The sequence below is a fragment of the uncultured Gemella sp. genome, assembly GCF_963525165.1.
Taxonomy (GTDB): Bacteria; Bacillota; Bacilli; order Staphylococcales; family Gemellaceae; genus Gemella.
This window is the reverse complement of record NZ_CAURJN010000041.1, coordinates 1-15,797: the sequence shown is the minus strand read 5'-3', so window position 1 is coordinate 15,797 and position 15,797 is coordinate 1. Positions and strand designations below refer to the sequence as shown.

At 29.9% G+C, this 15,797-nt stretch carries 18 protein-coding genes; 2 read left to right on the top strand and 16 right to left on the bottom strand.

Translation table 11 applies throughout. The features are described from left to right. Nucleotides 1–90: 90 nt before the first annotated feature. The 4 genes from RWQ74_RS07670 to RWQ74_RS07655 form a co-directional block, all read right to left on the bottom strand. The gene (locus RWQ74_RS07670) at nt 91–393 is read right to left on the bottom strand and encodes a DNA cytosine methyltransferase (protein ID WP_314397701.1); all 303 of its coding nucleotides are present in this window, start codon (nt 391–393) and stop codon (nt 91–93) included. Next, nucleotides 374–835 (bottom strand): site-specific DNA-methyltransferase, encoded by a 462-nt coding sequence (locus RWQ74_RS07665; RefSeq protein WP_314397699.1) that lies wholly within the window; start codon nt 833–835, stop codon nt 374–376. Before RWQ74_RS07665 ends, RWQ74_RS07670 begins: the two co-directional genes overlap by 20 nt. Nucleotides 836–925: 90 nt before the next feature. Then, nucleotides 926–1,096, bottom strand: a complete 171-nt coding sequence (locus tag RWQ74_RS07660; protein ID WP_314397698.1) for a hypothetical protein — start codon at nt 1,094–1,096, stop codon at nt 926–928. Further along, nucleotides 1,089–1,271, bottom strand: a complete 183-nt coding sequence (locus tag RWQ74_RS07655; protein ID WP_371451597.1) for a helix-turn-helix domain-containing protein — start codon at nt 1,269–1,271, stop codon at nt 1,089–1,091. Before RWQ74_RS07655 ends, RWQ74_RS07660 begins: the two co-directional genes overlap by 8 nt. On the opposite strand from RWQ74_RS07655, the gene RWQ74_RS08730 reads away from it, so the two are divergent. Continuing rightward, entirely contained in the window at nt 1,228–1,497 is a 270-nt protein-coding gene (locus RWQ74_RS08730; protein ID WP_399540753.1) for a transposase, read from the top strand. The genes RWQ74_RS07655 and RWQ74_RS08730 overlap by 44 nt on opposite strands. Nucleotides 1,498–1,988: 491 nt before the next feature. On the opposite strand, the gene RWQ74_RS07645 is transcribed toward RWQ74_RS08730, so the two are convergent. The 12 genes from RWQ74_RS07645 to RWQ74_RS07590 all read right to left on the bottom strand — a co-directional run bounded on the left by RWQ74_RS07645 (nt 1,989) and on the right by RWQ74_RS07590 (nt 14,672). Then, the gene (locus RWQ74_RS07645; RefSeq protein WP_314397697.1) at nt 1,989–2,522 is read right to left on the bottom strand and encodes a DUF1697 domain-containing protein; all 534 of its coding nucleotides are present in this window, start codon (nt 2,520–2,522) and stop codon (nt 1,989–1,991) included. Nucleotides 2,523–2,677: 155 nt separating this feature from the next. After that, the gene (cydC, locus tag RWQ74_RS07640; protein ID WP_314397696.1) at nt 2,678–4,411 is read right to left on the bottom strand and encodes a thiol reductant ABC exporter subunit CydC; all 1,734 of its coding nucleotides are present in this window, start codon (nt 4,409–4,411) and stop codon (nt 2,678–2,680) included. Continuing rightward, a complete protein-coding gene (cydD, locus tag RWQ74_RS07635) occupies nt 4,401–6,116 on the bottom strand; it encodes a thiol reductant ABC exporter subunit CydD (RefSeq protein ID WP_314397695.1) in 1,716 nt (571 codons plus the stop codon). The genes cydC and cydD overlap by 11 nt, the downstream gene beginning before the upstream one ends. A 3-nt stretch (nt 6,117–6,119) precedes the next feature. Then, a complete protein-coding gene (gene cydB, locus RWQ74_RS07630) occupies nt 6,120–7,148 on the bottom strand; it encodes a cytochrome d ubiquinol oxidase subunit II (protein ID WP_314397694.1) in 1,029 nt (342 codons plus the stop codon). A 1-nt stretch (nt 7,149) separates the two neighbouring features. Beyond that, nucleotides 7,150–8,532 carry a cytochrome ubiquinol oxidase subunit I gene (locus RWQ74_RS07625; protein WP_314397693.1) on the bottom strand — a complete coding sequence of 461 codons (1,383 nt, stop codon included), beginning with the start codon at nt 8,530–8,532 and terminating at the stop codon, nt 7,150–7,152. A gap of 213 nt (nt 8,533–8,745) precedes the next feature. Next, on the bottom strand, nt 8,746–9,099 hold the full coding sequence (locus RWQ74_RS07620; protein ID WP_314397691.1) for a DUF1634 domain-containing protein: 354 nt from the start codon (nt 9,097–9,099) through the stop codon (nt 8,746–8,748). A gap of 1 nt (nt 9,100) precedes the next feature. Continuing rightward, the gene (locus RWQ74_RS07615) at nt 9,101–9,946 is read right to left on the bottom strand and encodes a sulfite exporter TauE/SafE family protein (protein WP_314397690.1); all 846 of its coding nucleotides are present in this window, start codon (nt 9,944–9,946) and stop codon (nt 9,101–9,103) included. An 11-nt stretch (nt 9,947–9,957) separates the two neighbouring features. Further along, nucleotides 9,958–10,584, bottom strand: a complete 627-nt coding sequence (locus RWQ74_RS07610) for a thiamine diphosphokinase (protein ID WP_314397689.1) — start codon at nt 10,582–10,584, stop codon at nt 9,958–9,960. Between the two features lie 5 nt (nt 10,585–10,589). Beyond that, a complete protein-coding gene (rpe, locus tag RWQ74_RS07605; protein ID WP_314397688.1) occupies nt 10,590–11,234 on the bottom strand; it encodes a ribulose-phosphate 3-epimerase in 645 nt (214 codons plus the stop codon). Nucleotide 11,235: 1 nt separating this feature from the next. Beyond that, complete coding sequence (rsgA, locus tag RWQ74_RS07600; protein WP_314160325.1) at nt 11,236–12,117, bottom strand: ribosome small subunit-dependent GTPase A; 882 nt, start codon at nt 12,115–12,117, stop codon at nt 11,236–11,238. 33 nt (nt 12,118–12,150) lie between these two features. After that, nucleotides 12,151–13,851, bottom strand: a complete 1,701-nt coding sequence (recN, locus tag RWQ74_RS07595) for a DNA repair protein RecN (RefSeq protein WP_314397687.1) — start codon at nt 13,849–13,851, stop codon at nt 12,151–12,153. A gap of 11 nt (nt 13,852–13,862) precedes the next feature. Continuing rightward, entirely contained in the window at nt 13,863–14,672 is an 810-nt protein-coding gene (locus RWQ74_RS07590; protein WP_314397686.1) for a TlyA family RNA methyltransferase, read from the bottom strand. Nucleotides 14,673–15,175: 503 nt separating this feature from the next. On the opposite strand from RWQ74_RS07590, the gene RWQ74_RS08725 reads away from it, so the two are divergent. Further along, entirely contained in the window at nt 15,176–15,505 is a 330-nt protein-coding gene (locus RWQ74_RS08725) for a transposase (RefSeq protein ID WP_399540752.1), read from the top strand. Nucleotides 15,506–15,797: the final 292 nt, after the last annotated feature.

Genomic DNA, 15,797 nt, shown 5'->3' with positions numbered 1-15,797 from the left:
TCTTTAAATTTCCTAGTAGTTATTCCATTAGGTGTATCTGGATATTCCCCTCTTTCATACATTTCAACACATTTTACTTTAAATTCATAACTATAACGCATAAAAAATACCCCTTTCACTGACTTGTCCAGTAAAAGGGGTACATATCAAAAATCCTTGACAAGGTGGTCCCCCAACAATTACATCTATATTTTTATACTCATTAAAAACATCATCAATATCTAATTTTGAAATATCTTCATTAATCATTTTCACTTTAGGATAATTTTTTTTATAAGAATTAGCTATAGAATAGTCAACTTCATTTGCTAAAACAATTTCAAATCCTGAGTCGAAAAATCCTTTAGATAGTCCACCAACTCCAGAAAACAAATCAATAACTTGTCTTTTCATCTTTTACCCTCATATTCGTTAATTTAGCATATTTTTCTTCTAATTCAACACCGATAAAATTTCTATTTAATCTATAGCTTGCAATTGCAGAAGAACCGCTTCCTAGAAATGGATCTACTACTAAATCTCCCTCATTTGAAAGCAATCTTATAAAATGTTCGAATAATATAATTGGCTTTTGTGTTGGATGTTTACCTAATTTCTTTTCCCTAGCAGTCGTGACAGATGTTTCAATATAGTCTAGAACCAATTTACCTTTATTATTGAATGTTCTTGTTTTTGTTTTATAAGTAAAATATATCCAGCACTCATTTGAATTAACAAAATGTAAATTCATATTTCTAGGCATTGGATTTGTTTTGTGCCAAATTCCAGTGGTTTTATAATAAAAACCAAATTCATTTGCTATTTCAACAAGAGTTTCAACCCTTAATATTGACATAAAAACTATCATGGAAGCACCATTCTTAAGTATCTTACTTGATTCTTTAAAAACAATCTCATATGGTCTTTCCAATCATTAAAATCTAAATCATCTCAACCAGCAGAACCAAAAATTAGAACGCATTTTTTGTAGATTTGTATCTCTCCCGTTCATGAAATTCGCAATATTATATGGAGAATCTGTAATAATTAAATCAACCGTAGATGAGTCTAACTTCCTCAATTCTTCTATGCATTCTCCATTTATTATTTCAATCATTTTTAATACACTCCATAATTTCTGATATGTCGCAATCCAATGCATCACAAATTCTGAGCAAAATATCGGTAGTTACATTCTCACCATTCTTTAATTTATAAAATGTACTCCTACTTACATTTGCTTTTTCCATAAGCTCATTATGTTGCATATCTAAATCAATAAGAAGAAGTATTTATACAACAAATATAATAGAAAATTATAATAAACATTTAAAAAAAGGGATAAAGAAAAAAGAACAATTCCCTAATGAACAATCTCTAAACAGATATGTTTGTGTATCAGCATGTGAATATAACGTAAAATATGTAGGTATATCGCACTATGGCTTTAGTATGGCGAAAGAAGAATTAGAGAATATGATAGAAGAAATATATATACTAGCTTTTATTCCCTTCTAGAGTTTAGATTTTTCTATGATTTTGTCAAGAACAAGGGCAAGCCTTCTTTGAATTCTTGACAAAATCTCTCGAAAAATCTTATTAAACTCTAAGAAATAAAAGCCATAAGAACTAATAAAATTATAAATAGTTAACTTTATTTAAAACCTCAGATTATGTTTACACAAAAATCTTGACACTGCCTTATCCTTCCTACGTCGATATAATTACTATTACATATTATTCTAACATACATCCTTATTTGTATATATATTTTTTTAAAACTTTTATTAAATATTAAGAAAAAATGGAGTGACTCAAAAATCGTGATTTCTGAGAAATCAGTTTTGTCGAGTCACCCTCACAAAGGTTCTGGGTCTATAATAAATACGGCTAATATTTATTATCAACCGTATTTATTATAGACCCAGAAAAAACAGTAAACCTTTTTTGATTTACTGTTCTTGTATTAGTTATGTTTAATTGTTACTTCAATAAGCTGGTGTTTATTCCTATTTCTTACATAATTCGACTAAATGTTCAACAACATTTAATTTCCTCATTGTCATGGTTATTGAAAGCTGTTTTTCAAGATAATTAGTATTCAATCTTTTGGGACTTGCATCTCTTGGAAGATACATATATAAACATTCAGAACCAATAATAAACTTTTCATCTCCAAAGTCTTTATTTTCCAGTTTTTTTAGTTCATCTTCTCCCATACTATCGTTAGTGAATACTAAATGTATTCTTGAAAAATCATAATTTTCATTAAACGGATTTTCCTCAATAGCTATCTGTAATTGATTTTTTTCTTTTATAATGACACTTAAATCTGCTCCTATTTCTTTAGCTATTGTGTCATGAATTAACTTTGCTGTTTCCCCTTTTGACAACTCTGTTTCCAAAATAACATTACCACTTTGAATATAAGTCTTTACTTTTTTTAATCCTACTTTTTCAAGTATCTCTACCAAAAATGACATTTTAGGTATTCTATTTTTTCCTGTCGGTGTTACTCCTCTCAATAGTGCAATTACTTGCATATTCTAAACCTCCAAATACTTTAAACTTTTATACAAGTTATATTATAGCATTTTTCAATCAAAATTTATAGGTCTAACTCGTTTCTCTTTACCTGTGTTAGTCATTTTTCTTGTTCCTGTAACTGCTCTATATTTGTAAAGTTTTGCAAATACTATTACGCTATGTTATCCATATCATACAGTTTTCTATACTTATCATTTGTTGCGTATAGCTCACTGTGTGTTCCATCCATCTCTATTTCTCCATCTTTAATGAATATTATTCTATCCATATATTCGATAGAGTTTAGGTGGTGGGTAATCCAAACTATTGTCTTGTCTTTACTAGATTCAAAAATTGTAGTTAACAGTTCATGTTCTGTCTTCGGATCTAATCCTACAGTTGGTTCATCTAGTAGTAACAATTCATTATTTTGAATAATACTTCTAGCGAATGCTATACGTTGACGCTCTCCTCCAGAGAACCTACTTCCTGTTTCAAATACATTTGTATCTATTCCATCAGGAAGACTTTGTAATAGTTTAGACAATTGAGATTTTTCTAAACTCTCATTAATTTTATCTTCAATTTCATCTTCTTCTATTCCCGAATCTAAAAGTGAAAGTTTAAGATTTTCTCTAATCGTCATATCAAATAGATATGGTTTTTGGTTTAAAAGTGAAATCTCTGTACCTAACATTGTTTCTGTTGGTTTTTTATCAAGAACAATAATCTCACCTTGGTAATCAGTATATGTACCTGTTAATAATTTCACCAATGTAGATTTCCCTACACCACTTCTTCCTAATATTGCTACTTTCTCACCTTTTTTAATAGAAAGTGATAAGTTATTTAAAATAGTTTTACCTTTTTCATATTCAAAAGTTAAGTTTTTGACATCAATAATATTTCCTTCAGAATTTTTTGCATCAGTTACTTCGACTTTTTCATCATCTTCTTGAGCATAAAATTCTTTTACTCTATTTATTGAAACTTCATATCCTGGAATGTGAGCTACTGCTTCACTCGTCATTACAGCCATACTAAGAACCGATAACACCATCATACAGAATGATGCAATATAGACATTTTCGATTACATTATTAACTGTCATATTCCAACAACTATAAATCATTAAGAAAGCTGTGACTCCTGCAAGTAAGTTAACAAAGTTTTCTCTTAAGTGAACGAATGTTTTGATTTTTCTTTCACGTTTTAAAAGTTTTTGTTCTTTAGCTTGGTAGTCATCCATGAATTCATTTACTTTATTAGAAGAAATCCAATCACTTAATCCAAAAATAGCACTAGTAAAATCACGATATAGGTTATATTTAGCTTCTTTCATAATTTGGAAGTTCTTTCTAGTAATTGTAAGTGAAGCGAATGGTACTACAAAAATTATAAAAATTCCAAATAGTGTTGCTAATAGAGCATAATTCATATCATACCCAAACATTACTGTAATGAAAATTACATATAATACTAATGAAATAATACTTGGGAATATTGTTTTTAGATAGATATTTTGCATATTTTCAATATCTTCAGAAATAATCCCTAATAAATCTCCAGATTTATATTCTTTTTTCAATTTCAATGCTTTAGGTTCTAATATTTTATATACTCTGCTGCGCATTTTTTCTATTATTCCTAAAACTAAATTGTGGCTCACTAGTCTTTGAATATAAGCAAATGTAGATTGTGCTAATGAGAATGTTCTTGTTAATACTGTAGGTACTTGTAACATTAGGATATTTCCTATTTGTAATGATGCTTTACTTATTAAGTAACCTGATACGTACATTAACGCTGCTCCACTAATAACAGACATTAATCCTAAAAAGACTACTCCACTCATTACGCCTTTATTCTTTTTAAGTTCTTTTCTTATTATTGAATTATTGTTCACTATAGCTACCTCCTACTAGATTAGCTTTTAATTCTGTGAAACGTGGTGAATTTTTAAATTCGACAACTTTCTCAAAATCACTAACCTTTCCTTGTTCAAGATTTAACACATAATCTACATTATTTAACCAGTGTAGTCTATGTGTAGCTATAATTACAGTTCTACCTTTAAATAATTCTAGTAATTTTTCTTTAATTTCAAACTCTGTTTCTATATCCAGATGACTTGTTGGTTCATCTAAGATAATTACTTCTCTATTACTAATTAAGGCTCTGGCAATAGCAATACGTTGTGCTTGACCTCCACTTAATTCTTGACCACCTTCTCCAATATTAGTATCATAACCTTGTGGTAATGTAGAGATGAATTTATCTAAACCTACTAACTCACTAATTTCTTTTAAGTAATCTTCACTTATATTTTCATTAGAATAGAATAATATATTATTGCGAATTGTATCTGGGAAAATATAAGGGAATTGTGATATATATGAGATGTTATTTGACCAATGAACATTTTTTAAATTTGTAACTTCATCATTAATTAATATCTCACCTTCACTCTGTTCATTAAAGCCAGATAGCAATGAGATTAATGAAGTTTTTCCACTTCCACTTTGTCCTACAAGACATATCTTTTCACCTTTGTTTATTGATAAAGTGATATTATCGAGAATTTTCTTATCATCTTTTATTAAACTTACATTTTGTAATTTTATACTTTCTACACTTGTAATAGAAGATTTTTGAGATATATTTTTCTCATTATCCACTATCATACGATTAATATCTTCATAAGCCATTTGACCGTCAAGTGTTGCATGGTAGTCTGTCGCAGCTTGTTTCATTGGAAGGAAAAACTCTGGTGCGATTAATAATACCGTAAGTGAAGGTAACAACACAGTGCTTCCATCTAATAATAAGATCCCTAATCTCACTGCTAAAAGTGCAATTGCGATTGTTGTTAAGAAATCTAGTGCAAAACTATTTAAAAATGCGACACTTAGCGTCTTCATAGTACTTTGACGATATTCTTTATTTTTCTTTTCCATGATCGGTAAGTAGTTTTTACTTACTCCTAAAAATTTTAGAGTCTCTACTCCTCGAATTGTATCGATAAAGTTATTAGATAATGCTCTATATTTTTTATACTGTCTATTCGCCATATCTCTAGCATTAATACCAAGTAATATCATAAAAATAACGATAACAGGTATTACAGATATTATCATTAAAGCTGATACATAATCTGTATAAAATATAAAAATAACAACTAAGGTTGGGATAATAGCTCCACGGATTTGTTTTGATACATTTAATTCAAAATACTGTTTTACTTTTCCTATTCCATCTATCGCTAAAGTTACTAGCTTTCCTGATCCTTCTCTTGATGTGAAATCAGGTCCTAAGTCAAAGTAACTCTGAAGTAATTTTCTTCTAAGTTCAGTTTCGAACTTAATAGCATGATTTTCTGTAAAATATTGTTGTAAGTGTAAGAACACTATTCTAAAAATAAAACCTATTAAAAAAAGAACACTATCTCTTGCTACATTATCAAAATTTTTATCAAAAAGTCCCACTATAGCTTTTGCTAAAAAAGCAGCCTGTATAATAATACAAGCTGCTTCGAATATTGATAATATTAATAGTGTCAATGTAAGACTTTTTTTAACAGGAAGTTTTAATTTTGCTTCCTTTTTTTTCATTGACTAATACTCCAATTCATCTTCTTTAGTTAGTCGTTTTCTAAAAATAGAATATGACCAAACTTGGTATCCTAAAACGAATGGCAATAGGAATAAAGCAACTATTGTCATAAGTCTTAGAGTGTATACTCCACTCGCAGCATCGTAAATAAATAGTGATTGACTAACATCATTACTGTTTATTATAGCACGTGGGAACATACCTGCGAAAACACTTAGAGTTAGGAACGCTAAAGTTCCTGATGTACTTAAGAATGCACCTAAGTCACGACCTTTGTAGTTTAAAACAAATGATAACACGAAGAATACTACTGCAATTACTGCTAGTACTAAACCAACATAGTAGTTTGTCGTAAAGATATCTGTTTTAAATAATGCCCAAATAGCAAATACTAATGTTACTACTGCAGCAAATGGGAATAATAATGCAGATGTTGCACGAGCTGCATTTCTTAATTCTCCTGTAGTTTTAAGAGCTAAGAATTGAGCTCCGTGAACTAACATTAGAAGTAACATCATTATTCCTCCAAGGATAGTAAATGGAGATAATAATCCTAAGAAACCATCAACTAAGTTTTTCTTAGCGTCAAGGTTTGCTCCTGTCATGAAGTTAGCTACTGCAACTCCCCATAATACTGGCGGAAGTAAGCTACCAACAAACATTGCTATATCGAATGATTTAATCCAAGCTCTATTATCACCTAATTTACCTCTAAATTCAAATGATACGCCTCGTAAGATTAACGCTACTAACATTAATACAAATGCGATATAGTAACCACTGAATAATTTACCATACCAGATAGGGAAAGCTGCGAACATCGCTCCACCACCAGTTAATAGCCAAACTTCGTTTGCATCCCAAAAAGGACCGATTGTATTGAAGTAAACACGTTTTTCTTCATCAGTCTTACCTAGTACTTGAGCTAGTACTCCAACTCCGAAGTCATATCCTTCTAATACGAAGAATCCTGTAAATAGTATTGTAATAAGTAAGAACCAAATATTTGGTAAAGCTACTGACCAATCCATACTATGCTACCTCCTTCACAGTTGTTTCTTTTTTATTCATTGTATATCTAAATGCGATAAATTGTGCAATACCTAAGATAGTATATAATACACAGAATACTAATAGTGAGAATAATACTGATGCACCAGAGTTTGGTGAAACTCCTGACTCAGTAGCCATTACACCGAAGATTAAGAACGGTTGACGTCCCATCTCAGCCATAATCCAACCACAAGCAGTAGCAACTTCAGCTACTAGTAAAGTCCATGGCATAAGTTGTAAGAACCAACGTTTCTTAGTTTCAGTTCTCTTGAATGAATATATTGTTCCAAGTAATGACATTAAGATTAAGATACCTACAGCACCAGACATAACTCTGAATGAGTAATATATTGTTGGTACATGTGGTGTATAATCGATGTGTTTTCCAACTACTGGATAGTATTTTTCATCCATTTCTTTTTGAAGAGATTTCATACCTTTAAGGCTTCCTTCAAACTTGTCGTATGCTAAGAAACTTAACATACCTGGAACTTCAAGGTAATGTTCTGCTTTTTGTTGTTTTTGATCGATTGTTGCTAAAACTGAGAATGGTGCTGAATTTCCAGTATCTTCGTAAAGAGCCTCAGCTGCTGCAACTTTCATAGGATATTCTCTTACTAAATATTGCATTTGAGAGTGCCCTGTCCAAAATAATCCTAATGAACCGATTAAAGCAGCTACGATAGAAACTCTAAATGCTTTTCTGAACATTGGAACTGATTGATTACGAACCATTTTCCAAGATGCAATACCTGCAATTGTGAATGCCCCAACTGTTAACGCCATTGTTACTACGTGAGGGAATTGGTTCCATAAATATGGGTTTTTAATGATTGCAAAGAAGTCAATCATTTCTGCTTTTTTACCAATTACGTTATTCTCAACATATTTAACACCTACTGGGTGTTGCATAAATGAGTTAGCTGATAAAATCCAGAACGCAGACATAAGTGTTCCTATACTTACTAACCAAATACACATTGCGTGTAATTTTTTGTTGATTTTCTCCCAAGAGAAAATCCAAATACCGATAAATGTAGACTCAAGATAGAATGCAAGTAATGCTTCTACTGCAAGCGATGGTCCAAAAACATCCCCTACGAATGAAGAATATTCAGACCAGTTCATACCAAATTGGAACTCTTGAAGAATACCTGTAACAACCCCAACAGCGAAGTTAATTAGGAATAAGTGCCCAAAGAACTTCGTAATTCTTTTGTAATGCTCATCGCCAGTTTTAACATAAATACTTTCAAAAATTGCGATTAAGAACACCATACCTATAGTAATAGGTACAAAGAAGAAGTGGAACACTGTTGTTGCTGCGAATTGTATCCTTGCAAGTAATAGTGGATCCAACATAGATATACCTCCTTATATGTGTTAGTTTATATTTAATTGTAAATATTATATTATTATTGTATAACATAGTTTTTATTATGGCAAAACAAAAATGATAAAAAGTAGTACTTTTACTACATTTTACCATTTTTCGTTCACATTTTGTTCACAATTAGCGATAAATTGTATATTATCACGTAGTTGAACATTTTATTTTTTAATTTTTTTTATATTTTAGCTGTGTGTTACTCCCAAGAATAGACTAACTATTAGAATCACAAGTACTAAAATACAAATTCTTACAAAATTGTAGTCTTTTTCTTCAATATACACATAAAGTAAACCTAATATACGTAGTACAGGTGTTAATATTAAAAGAAATATACCAAACATTAAATATGAATAATAATTCAATGATATTAAACCGCTTAGCATTTCATTAAAAGTATATCTCTCTACCGATAATACTCCATCTGCCCCTTGTATAAAGCTAAGTATTATTCCTGTTATAATAAAGAATGAACTTACAAAAACTCCTGTTTTTATAATATTTGATATTACTATATTTATATCTCTTTTTTCATTCATATTAAAGTACCCCCAGACCTTTAAGGAACATGTTTATAATAGTAAATAGTAAGATTGGAAGGAAAATATAACGAATATATTTTGCATCTAATCTTTGCATTACTTTTGCTCCAGTTCTTGATCCAATTAGCGTTCCAATTGCTATTGGTGCTGCGACTGCTGGATTAATAGTTCCGTTAAAGAAATATATTAATGCACTAGCTGTTGCAGTAACTCCCATCATAAAGTTACTTGTTGCAGTACTTACTTTTATCGGAAGTTTCATATAAGTATCTAAAGCAACAACTTTAAATGCTCCACTACCAATTCCAAGTAATCCACTAGCAAATCCAGCTCCAAACATTACTAATGAACCTTGTGGTACATTCGTAACATTATAGTCAATCGTTTTGTCTATTGCTTTATCATAATATGATGAATTAAGTTTATATTTCTCAGCATATTTGTCATTTTTGACTATTTCTTCTTTTTTTACTTTAGTTATTAATCCTGTTTTTTTCAACATACCATAAAAAGAATTCAATAATATTAACGAAAAGAAGATATATAATAATTTAGATGAGAATACTCCAGCCATCAGCGCTCCTACTACACCTCCTGCTGTAGTAAATACTTCTAAAAGCATACCTACTCGCATGTTACTAACATGATCTTTTACAAATGCTATTGCTGAACCACTACTTGTTGCGATAACTGCGACAATACTTGCTCCAATAGCATATTTAATATCAAATCCAAATAGTATTGTTAATGCAGGTGTGATAATAATTCCACCACCTAACCCTACTAAAGAGCCTAAGAAACCTGCAAAAACTGCTATCAACATAAATTGTAATATTTCTACCATTGTTTCTCCTTTTAATCTTTAGAGTACATTACTAGTACATTATTACTAACTTCTAATTTAATTTCCTCATTACTTTTAAATTCGTTACTAGTAGCGTTAGGGCGATTTAATGTCAGCATTAGATTTTTTACTTCATATTTAGAATTTTTTATTGTCATTAAAGTATCTTCATAAATAGGTACTATTGAGAAATACTTATATCCTTCTATGCTTTCAAAGATATTCAGACCTTTTCTAGCTACTGTAATAATATTATTATCATCTATTATTCTAATTTTAATGTGTTGATATTTCTTATTATTAAGTAAAAGTATGTTACCAAAAAAGTGATCAAGTCTTCTTCCAGTAGCTCCGTAAATATCTATTACTTCAACCTCTTCAAATAATTCTAAAATATGTTCTAATGCAAATTCTGCATCTGTTAAATCTTCACTACTTTTCACTTTAAAGTACTTAGATTTTTCTTCAACTTCCTTTCTTTGTTCAAGTGTTATTGAATCAAAATCCCCGCAACTTAATATTGGATTAATTCCATTATTAAGCAAGTACAACGCGCCTTTATCTACTCCACACCATAAGTTAGAAGAAGGGAATTCCTTTGGAAATACTCCACCTAACATTATGTTTATTTTTTTCATATTCATTATTTTAACAACTCACCTAATGTATTTTCTTTATTGCTTGCTCCAAATAAGAACGAACCACAAACTAATAAGTCTGCACCTCTATCTCGACAATCTTTTGATGTTTCTGTATTTATTCCACCATCTACTTCTATTAAGAAGTTATAACTTTTTTCTTCTCTAAGTTTTGCTAGTTCTTCGATTTTTTCTAACATCTCAGGAATGAATTTTTGTCCACCGAATCCTGGATTTACAGTCATAATTAAAACATAATCCAATTTTGGCAATAGGTATTTAATACTCTCTATTGGTGTTTGAGGGTTTAGTACAATACCAGCTTTTTTACCCTTGTTTTTAATTACTTGAATAACTCTATCTGCATGATTAGTAGCTTCGATGTGGAAAGATACCATATCACAACCTACGTTACAAAATTGTTCAACGTAATTTTCTGGATTTGCAATCATAAGATGACAATCAAAAACTTTATCTGTTTTAGGGCGGATTGATTCAATTATTGGGAATCCAAATGAAATATTTGGAACAAAGTTTCCATCCATTACATCGATGTGAAACATATCAATACCAATACTTTCTAATTCTTTAATATCTCTTTCTAAGTTAGCAAAGTCTGCTGATAAAATTGAAGGTAATATTTTCTTCATCTTATCTCTCCTTTATATATTTTCTCTTTTGATTTTGTTTTTCCGTAAATAACACTTTGTAGTCTTCATAACGACTTTCTAATATTTCTTTACTTTCTACCGCTTCTTTGACTCCACATTGAACCTCTTCCATGTGATTACACGGTTTGAACTTACAATCATAATCGTTGAACTCTCTAAATAGATATTGCAAATCTTCTTTTTCAATAAATGTAATATCAAGTGAAGAGAATCCTGGAGTATCTGCAATATAGAAATCATCGATTTGATAAAATTCCGTATGTCTCGTAGTATGACGTCCACGGCCTAGATGTTTAGAAATTTCTCCAGTTTCAATATCTAAATGTTCTGCAAGCTTATTAATAAACGTCGACTTTCCTGCTCCAGATTGTCCTGAAATAGCTACATACTTCTTCGAAATGACTTCTTTTAATTTTTCAATATCCTCATCTGAGTTTGTAAATACTTGATATCCTATTTCATAGTAATAGTTCATTATTTCTTTCATTTTATTAAGCTCTTCGTCACTTAATAAATCAAGTTTTGTAAAGACAATAATGATATCTACATTACTATTTTCATTTAAACAAATCGTCTTATTCAGTAACTTACTAGAAAACTCAGGATCTTTTACAGATACTACAATTATACTGTAATCTATATTTGCTACCTTAGGTCGTAGTAACTCATTTTTTCTTTCTAATATTTCTACAACATACCCTGTATTATTATCACTTAATTGAATTTTTACATCATCTCCAACTAACGGCGTGATGTTTTCATTTCTGAAGTTTCCTCTTGCTCGACAAGTAATCAACTCTCCAGAACAGTCTACATAATAAAATCCACTAAGTGCTTTTAAAATTTTTCCTTCTTTAGTCATGGTCCTCCTTTACCTTTACGGTATTTTTACTAACTACTTATTTAGTTTTTCTTTTATCTCTTCTTTAGTTTTTTCCGCTAATCTTAACATTTCAATAGAGTGTTCTTCTGAAAGTTTTGTCATAGTATCACCTGATACCATTCTTGCTACCTCTGCAATCTTTTGTTCTTCAGTCAACTCTCTAATAACAGTTAATGTTCTCTTATCAATGATTTCTTTACTAATTAATAAGTTAGTATCTGCCAAGGCTGTTGTTTGAGGTAAGTGCGAAATACATAATACTTGTGATCCTACTCCTAGTTGATACATTTTTTCAGCCATTCGTTGCGATACTCTTCCACTTACTCCAGTATCGATTTCATCAAAGATAATTGAAGTAGCTTCTATACTTCTTGAGAAGATTATTTTTAGTGCTAACATCACCCTAGAAAGTTCTCCACCTGAGGCTACTTTAGATAATGATTTTAAAGGTTCTCCTAAGTTTGCGCTAATCAGAATCTTAACATCATCTTTTCCTGTTGATGAGAATTCTTTTTCTTTAAAGTCAACTTTAATTGTACTTTTTTCCATATATAAAAATTTCAACTCATCTTGGATAAGTTTTTCTAATTTTAAAGCTGTATCTTTTCTTAAAGAACTTAACTCTTCAGCTAAAACTGTTACTTCTTCTTCAATCTTCTTACTTTCTTCTAGATAATTTTCGAAGTTTTCTTCATAATTTTCTAACTCATCTAATTCTTCTTTTATAGTTTCTGTGAAAACTATTAACTCATTTAATGGTTTTGAATATTTTTTTTCTAAAGTTTTTATCTTATCTAATCTATAGATTAATCTATCTAATTTTTCTTCATCATATTCGATAACATCAGTATAACTAGATACTTCATATTTCAAATCGTCTAAGATATAGTATAAATTTGTAATTTCTTCATACTTTTCTTCAAAGTTTGAGTTATATCTAGTTAACTCTCCCAGATTAGATCTAATTTCTGCTAGTTTAGAAATAACTCCGTATTCTCCATCGATTCCTTCAGTAATACTATGAGCAAGGTTATTTACCTTCTCAAAGTTTTCCAGATAGTCAATATCTTTTTCAAGTTCTAAGTCTTCATCTTTTTTTAGTTTCATCTGACTTAATTCTTTATATTGGAATTTCAAGAAATCTACTTTTTGAAGAACATCACTCTCTTGTTGTTTTAAGTTATCAATTTTTTCTTTTATTATCTGATATTCTTTATACTTTTCTTTGTATTTTATATACACAGGTTGTATTTTTTCTTTATTGAATGAATCAACTAAATTAAGATGATTTTTCTCTACTAATAAAACTTGATTATCATGTTGTTCATGGATATCTAATAAATGAGCAGCTACTTTTTTTAATGTCGATAGGTTAACTATAGTTCCATTTATTCTACAGACACTCTTTCCACTACTATAAATGTCACGACGAACTACTATTACCTCATCTTCTAGATCTAAGTCTAATTCATTAAAAATTTCCTTAACTTCCTTACTTTTTGGAAAATCAAATACTCCTTCTACACTAGCCTTATCTTCACCATAACGTATATACGAAGTCGAAGTTCTTTGCCCAGATAGTTGTGATATTGCCGCTAGAATCATTGATTTCCCAGCACCAGTTTCTCCACTTAAGACAGTTAAACCATTTTTAAGTTCTATAGTTGCTTTTTCAATTATTCCAAATTGCTTAATATTTAACTGAATTAACATTGGCTCCTCCTCTATTTAAAGTGATTATGAGCATTGTTTACGATATGCTCGATATTTATATTTTTATTTTCTACTTCTTTATTTGCATTGTATTTTAATGTCATTAGGAATTCGATATTCCCTTCTCCTCCTGTTATTGGAGAATATGATAGATTCGTCATACTAAAACCAACACTATTTGCTAAAAGCAATACCTTTTCTACTACTTCAAGTTGAACTTTTTTATCTCGAACTATTCCGCCTTTTCCTACCTTATCTTTTCCAGCTTCGAACTGTGGTTTTACAAGAGCACAAACTTCTCCACCATCTTTTATAATTTCAGCAAGATTTGGTAGTATTAATGACAATGAAATAAATGAAACATCGATAGATGCTATATCTATATCATAGACATCAAAGTCTTCTTTTACTGAATGTCTGAAGTTAGTTTGTTCCATTACTTTTACGCGTTCATCATTACGTAATTTCCAAACAAGTTGATTTGTTCCAACATCTAATGCATAGACAAACTTCGCGCCGTTTTGTAAAGCACAGTCCGTAAATCCACCAGTTGAAGAACCAATATCAATCATTACCTTATCTTTAACATCAAAATTTAGTTCGTTGATTGCTTTTTCTAATTTAAGCCCCCCGCGACTCACATAAGGCATCTGCTTACCTTTAATTCTAAGTTCAGCAGTTGATTCAACCTTTTCACCTGCTTTGTCGATTCTTATATTATCATTATAAACAATACCAGCCATTATTGCTCGTTTTGCTTTTTCACGTGATTCGAATAATCCTTGACTTACACAAAGGACATCAGCTCTTTCTTTTGCCATAATTACCTCTTTTTTATTTACTAAGTGTGCTATTAAAAATTTTTTAAAAAATATACACAGTCTTTTATTAATTTTACCATATTAATAACATTTTAGCTATGAGAATAGCAATGTTTATATATTATTTCCAAGAGAATCCAAAAAACTACAAAATAATATTACGTGATTTTAATTTAAATAAATATTTATCACAGATAGGATAAAAGGGGCTGACCCAAAAAGTCCTAAAATTTAACAAAGTTCATATGAGAACTCATAGACGCAGTGATTTATTGATATCTAATAAACTGTGCGGGGGGGACTCAACAAAATCGGTTTCTACGAAATCACGATTTTTGAGTCACTCCCACAAGCGAAGTATCAAGTATGTTAGATGCATATAAATAAGAAACGTCTTACTAAAAGTAAGATTTTAGGATAAAGTAGAAATATCTGAAGATTTAAAACAGTTTCTCTTCCAGTTTCAAAAGAAAAAGTAGAAAATAATCTAGTGTTATTATTATATTAAATACAAAGAGAAATACTCAAAAGTAACAAATAGTCTATTAGACGTTAGAAATTGTCTATTTACATATTATCTATTCCAAAAATTAATAAGAAGGAGTATTTATACAACAAATATAATAGAAAATTATAATAAACATTTAAAAAAAGGGATAAAGAAAAAAGAACAATTCCCTAATGAACAATCTCTAAACAGATATGTTTGTGTATCAGCATGTGAATATAACGTAAAATATGTAGGTATATCGCACTATGGCTTTAGTATGGCGAAAGAAGAATTAGAGAATATGATAGAAGAAATATATATACTAGCTTTTATTCCCTTCTAGAGTTTAGATTTTTCTATGATTTTGTCAAGAATGAAAATGATAAAATAAGAATGTACAGTTTTGACAAAATCTCTTGAAAATTCTTATTAAACTCTAAGGAATAAAAGCCATAAGAACTAATAAAATTATAAATAGTTAACTTTATTTAAAGCATCAGATTGTGTTTACACAAAAATCTTGACACTGCCAATAATATCAAACTTAAAGAAAATAAGAAAAAATCTAAGCAACAAAATGCGGCTCATCAAAAAATCGGACTGATGGAAAAAATCAGTCCGATTAAATTATATAC

Excerpts from the sequence above, each read along its gene's own strand:
- RWQ74_RS07590 (WP_314397686.1), bottom strand. The coding sequence starts at position 14,672 with ATGGCAAAAGAAAGAGCTGATGTCCTTTGTGTAAGTCAAGGATTATTC.
- RWQ74_RS07610 (WP_314397689.1), bottom strand. The coding sequence starts at position 10,584 with ATGAAAAAAATAAACATAATGTTAGGTGGAGTATTTCCAAAGGAATTC.
- recN (WP_314397687.1), bottom strand. The coding sequence starts at position 13,851 with ATGTTAATTCAGTTAAATATTAAGCAATTTGGAATAATTGAAAAAGCA.
- RWQ74_RS07645 (WP_314397697.1), bottom strand. The coding sequence starts at position 2,522 with ATGCAAGTAATTGCACTATTGAGAGGAGTAACACCGACAGGAAAAAAT.
- rsgA (WP_314160325.1), bottom strand. The coding sequence starts at position 12,117 with ATGACTAAAGAAGGAAAAATTTTAAAAGCACTTAGTGGATTTTATTAT.
- cydD (WP_314397695.1), bottom strand. The coding sequence starts at position 6,116 with ATGAAAAAAAAGGAAGCAAAATTAAAACTTCCTGTTAAAAAAAGTCTT.
- RWQ74_RS07625 (WP_314397693.1), bottom strand. The coding sequence starts at position 8,532 with ATGTTGGATCCACTATTACTTGCAAGGATACAATTCGCAGCAACAACA.
- cydB (WP_314397694.1), bottom strand. The coding sequence starts at position 7,148 with ATGGATTGGTCAGTAGCTTTACCAAATATTTGGTTCTTACTTATTACA.
- RWQ74_RS07615 (WP_314397690.1), bottom strand. The coding sequence starts at position 9,946 with ATGGTAGAAATATTACAATTTATGTTGATAGCAGTTTTTGCAGGTTTC.
- RWQ74_RS07670 (WP_314397701.1), bottom strand. The coding sequence starts at position 393 with ATGAAAAGACAAGTTATTGATTTGTTTTCTGGAGTTGGTGGACTATCT.
- RWQ74_RS07665 (WP_314397699.1), bottom strand. The coding sequence starts at position 835 with ATGTCAATATTAAGGGTTGAAACTCTTGTTGAAATAGCAAATGAATTT.
- RWQ74_RS07620 (WP_314397691.1), bottom strand. The coding sequence starts at position 9,099 with ATGAATGAAAAAAGAGATATAAATATAGTAATATCAAATATTATAAAA.
- rpe (WP_314397688.1), bottom strand. The coding sequence starts at position 11,234 with ATGAAGAAAATATTACCTTCAATTTTATCAGCAGACTTTGCTAACTTA.
- RWQ74_RS07660 (WP_314397698.1), bottom strand. The coding sequence starts at position 1,096 with ATGATTGAAATAATAAATGGAGAATGCATAGAAGAATTGAGGAAGTTA.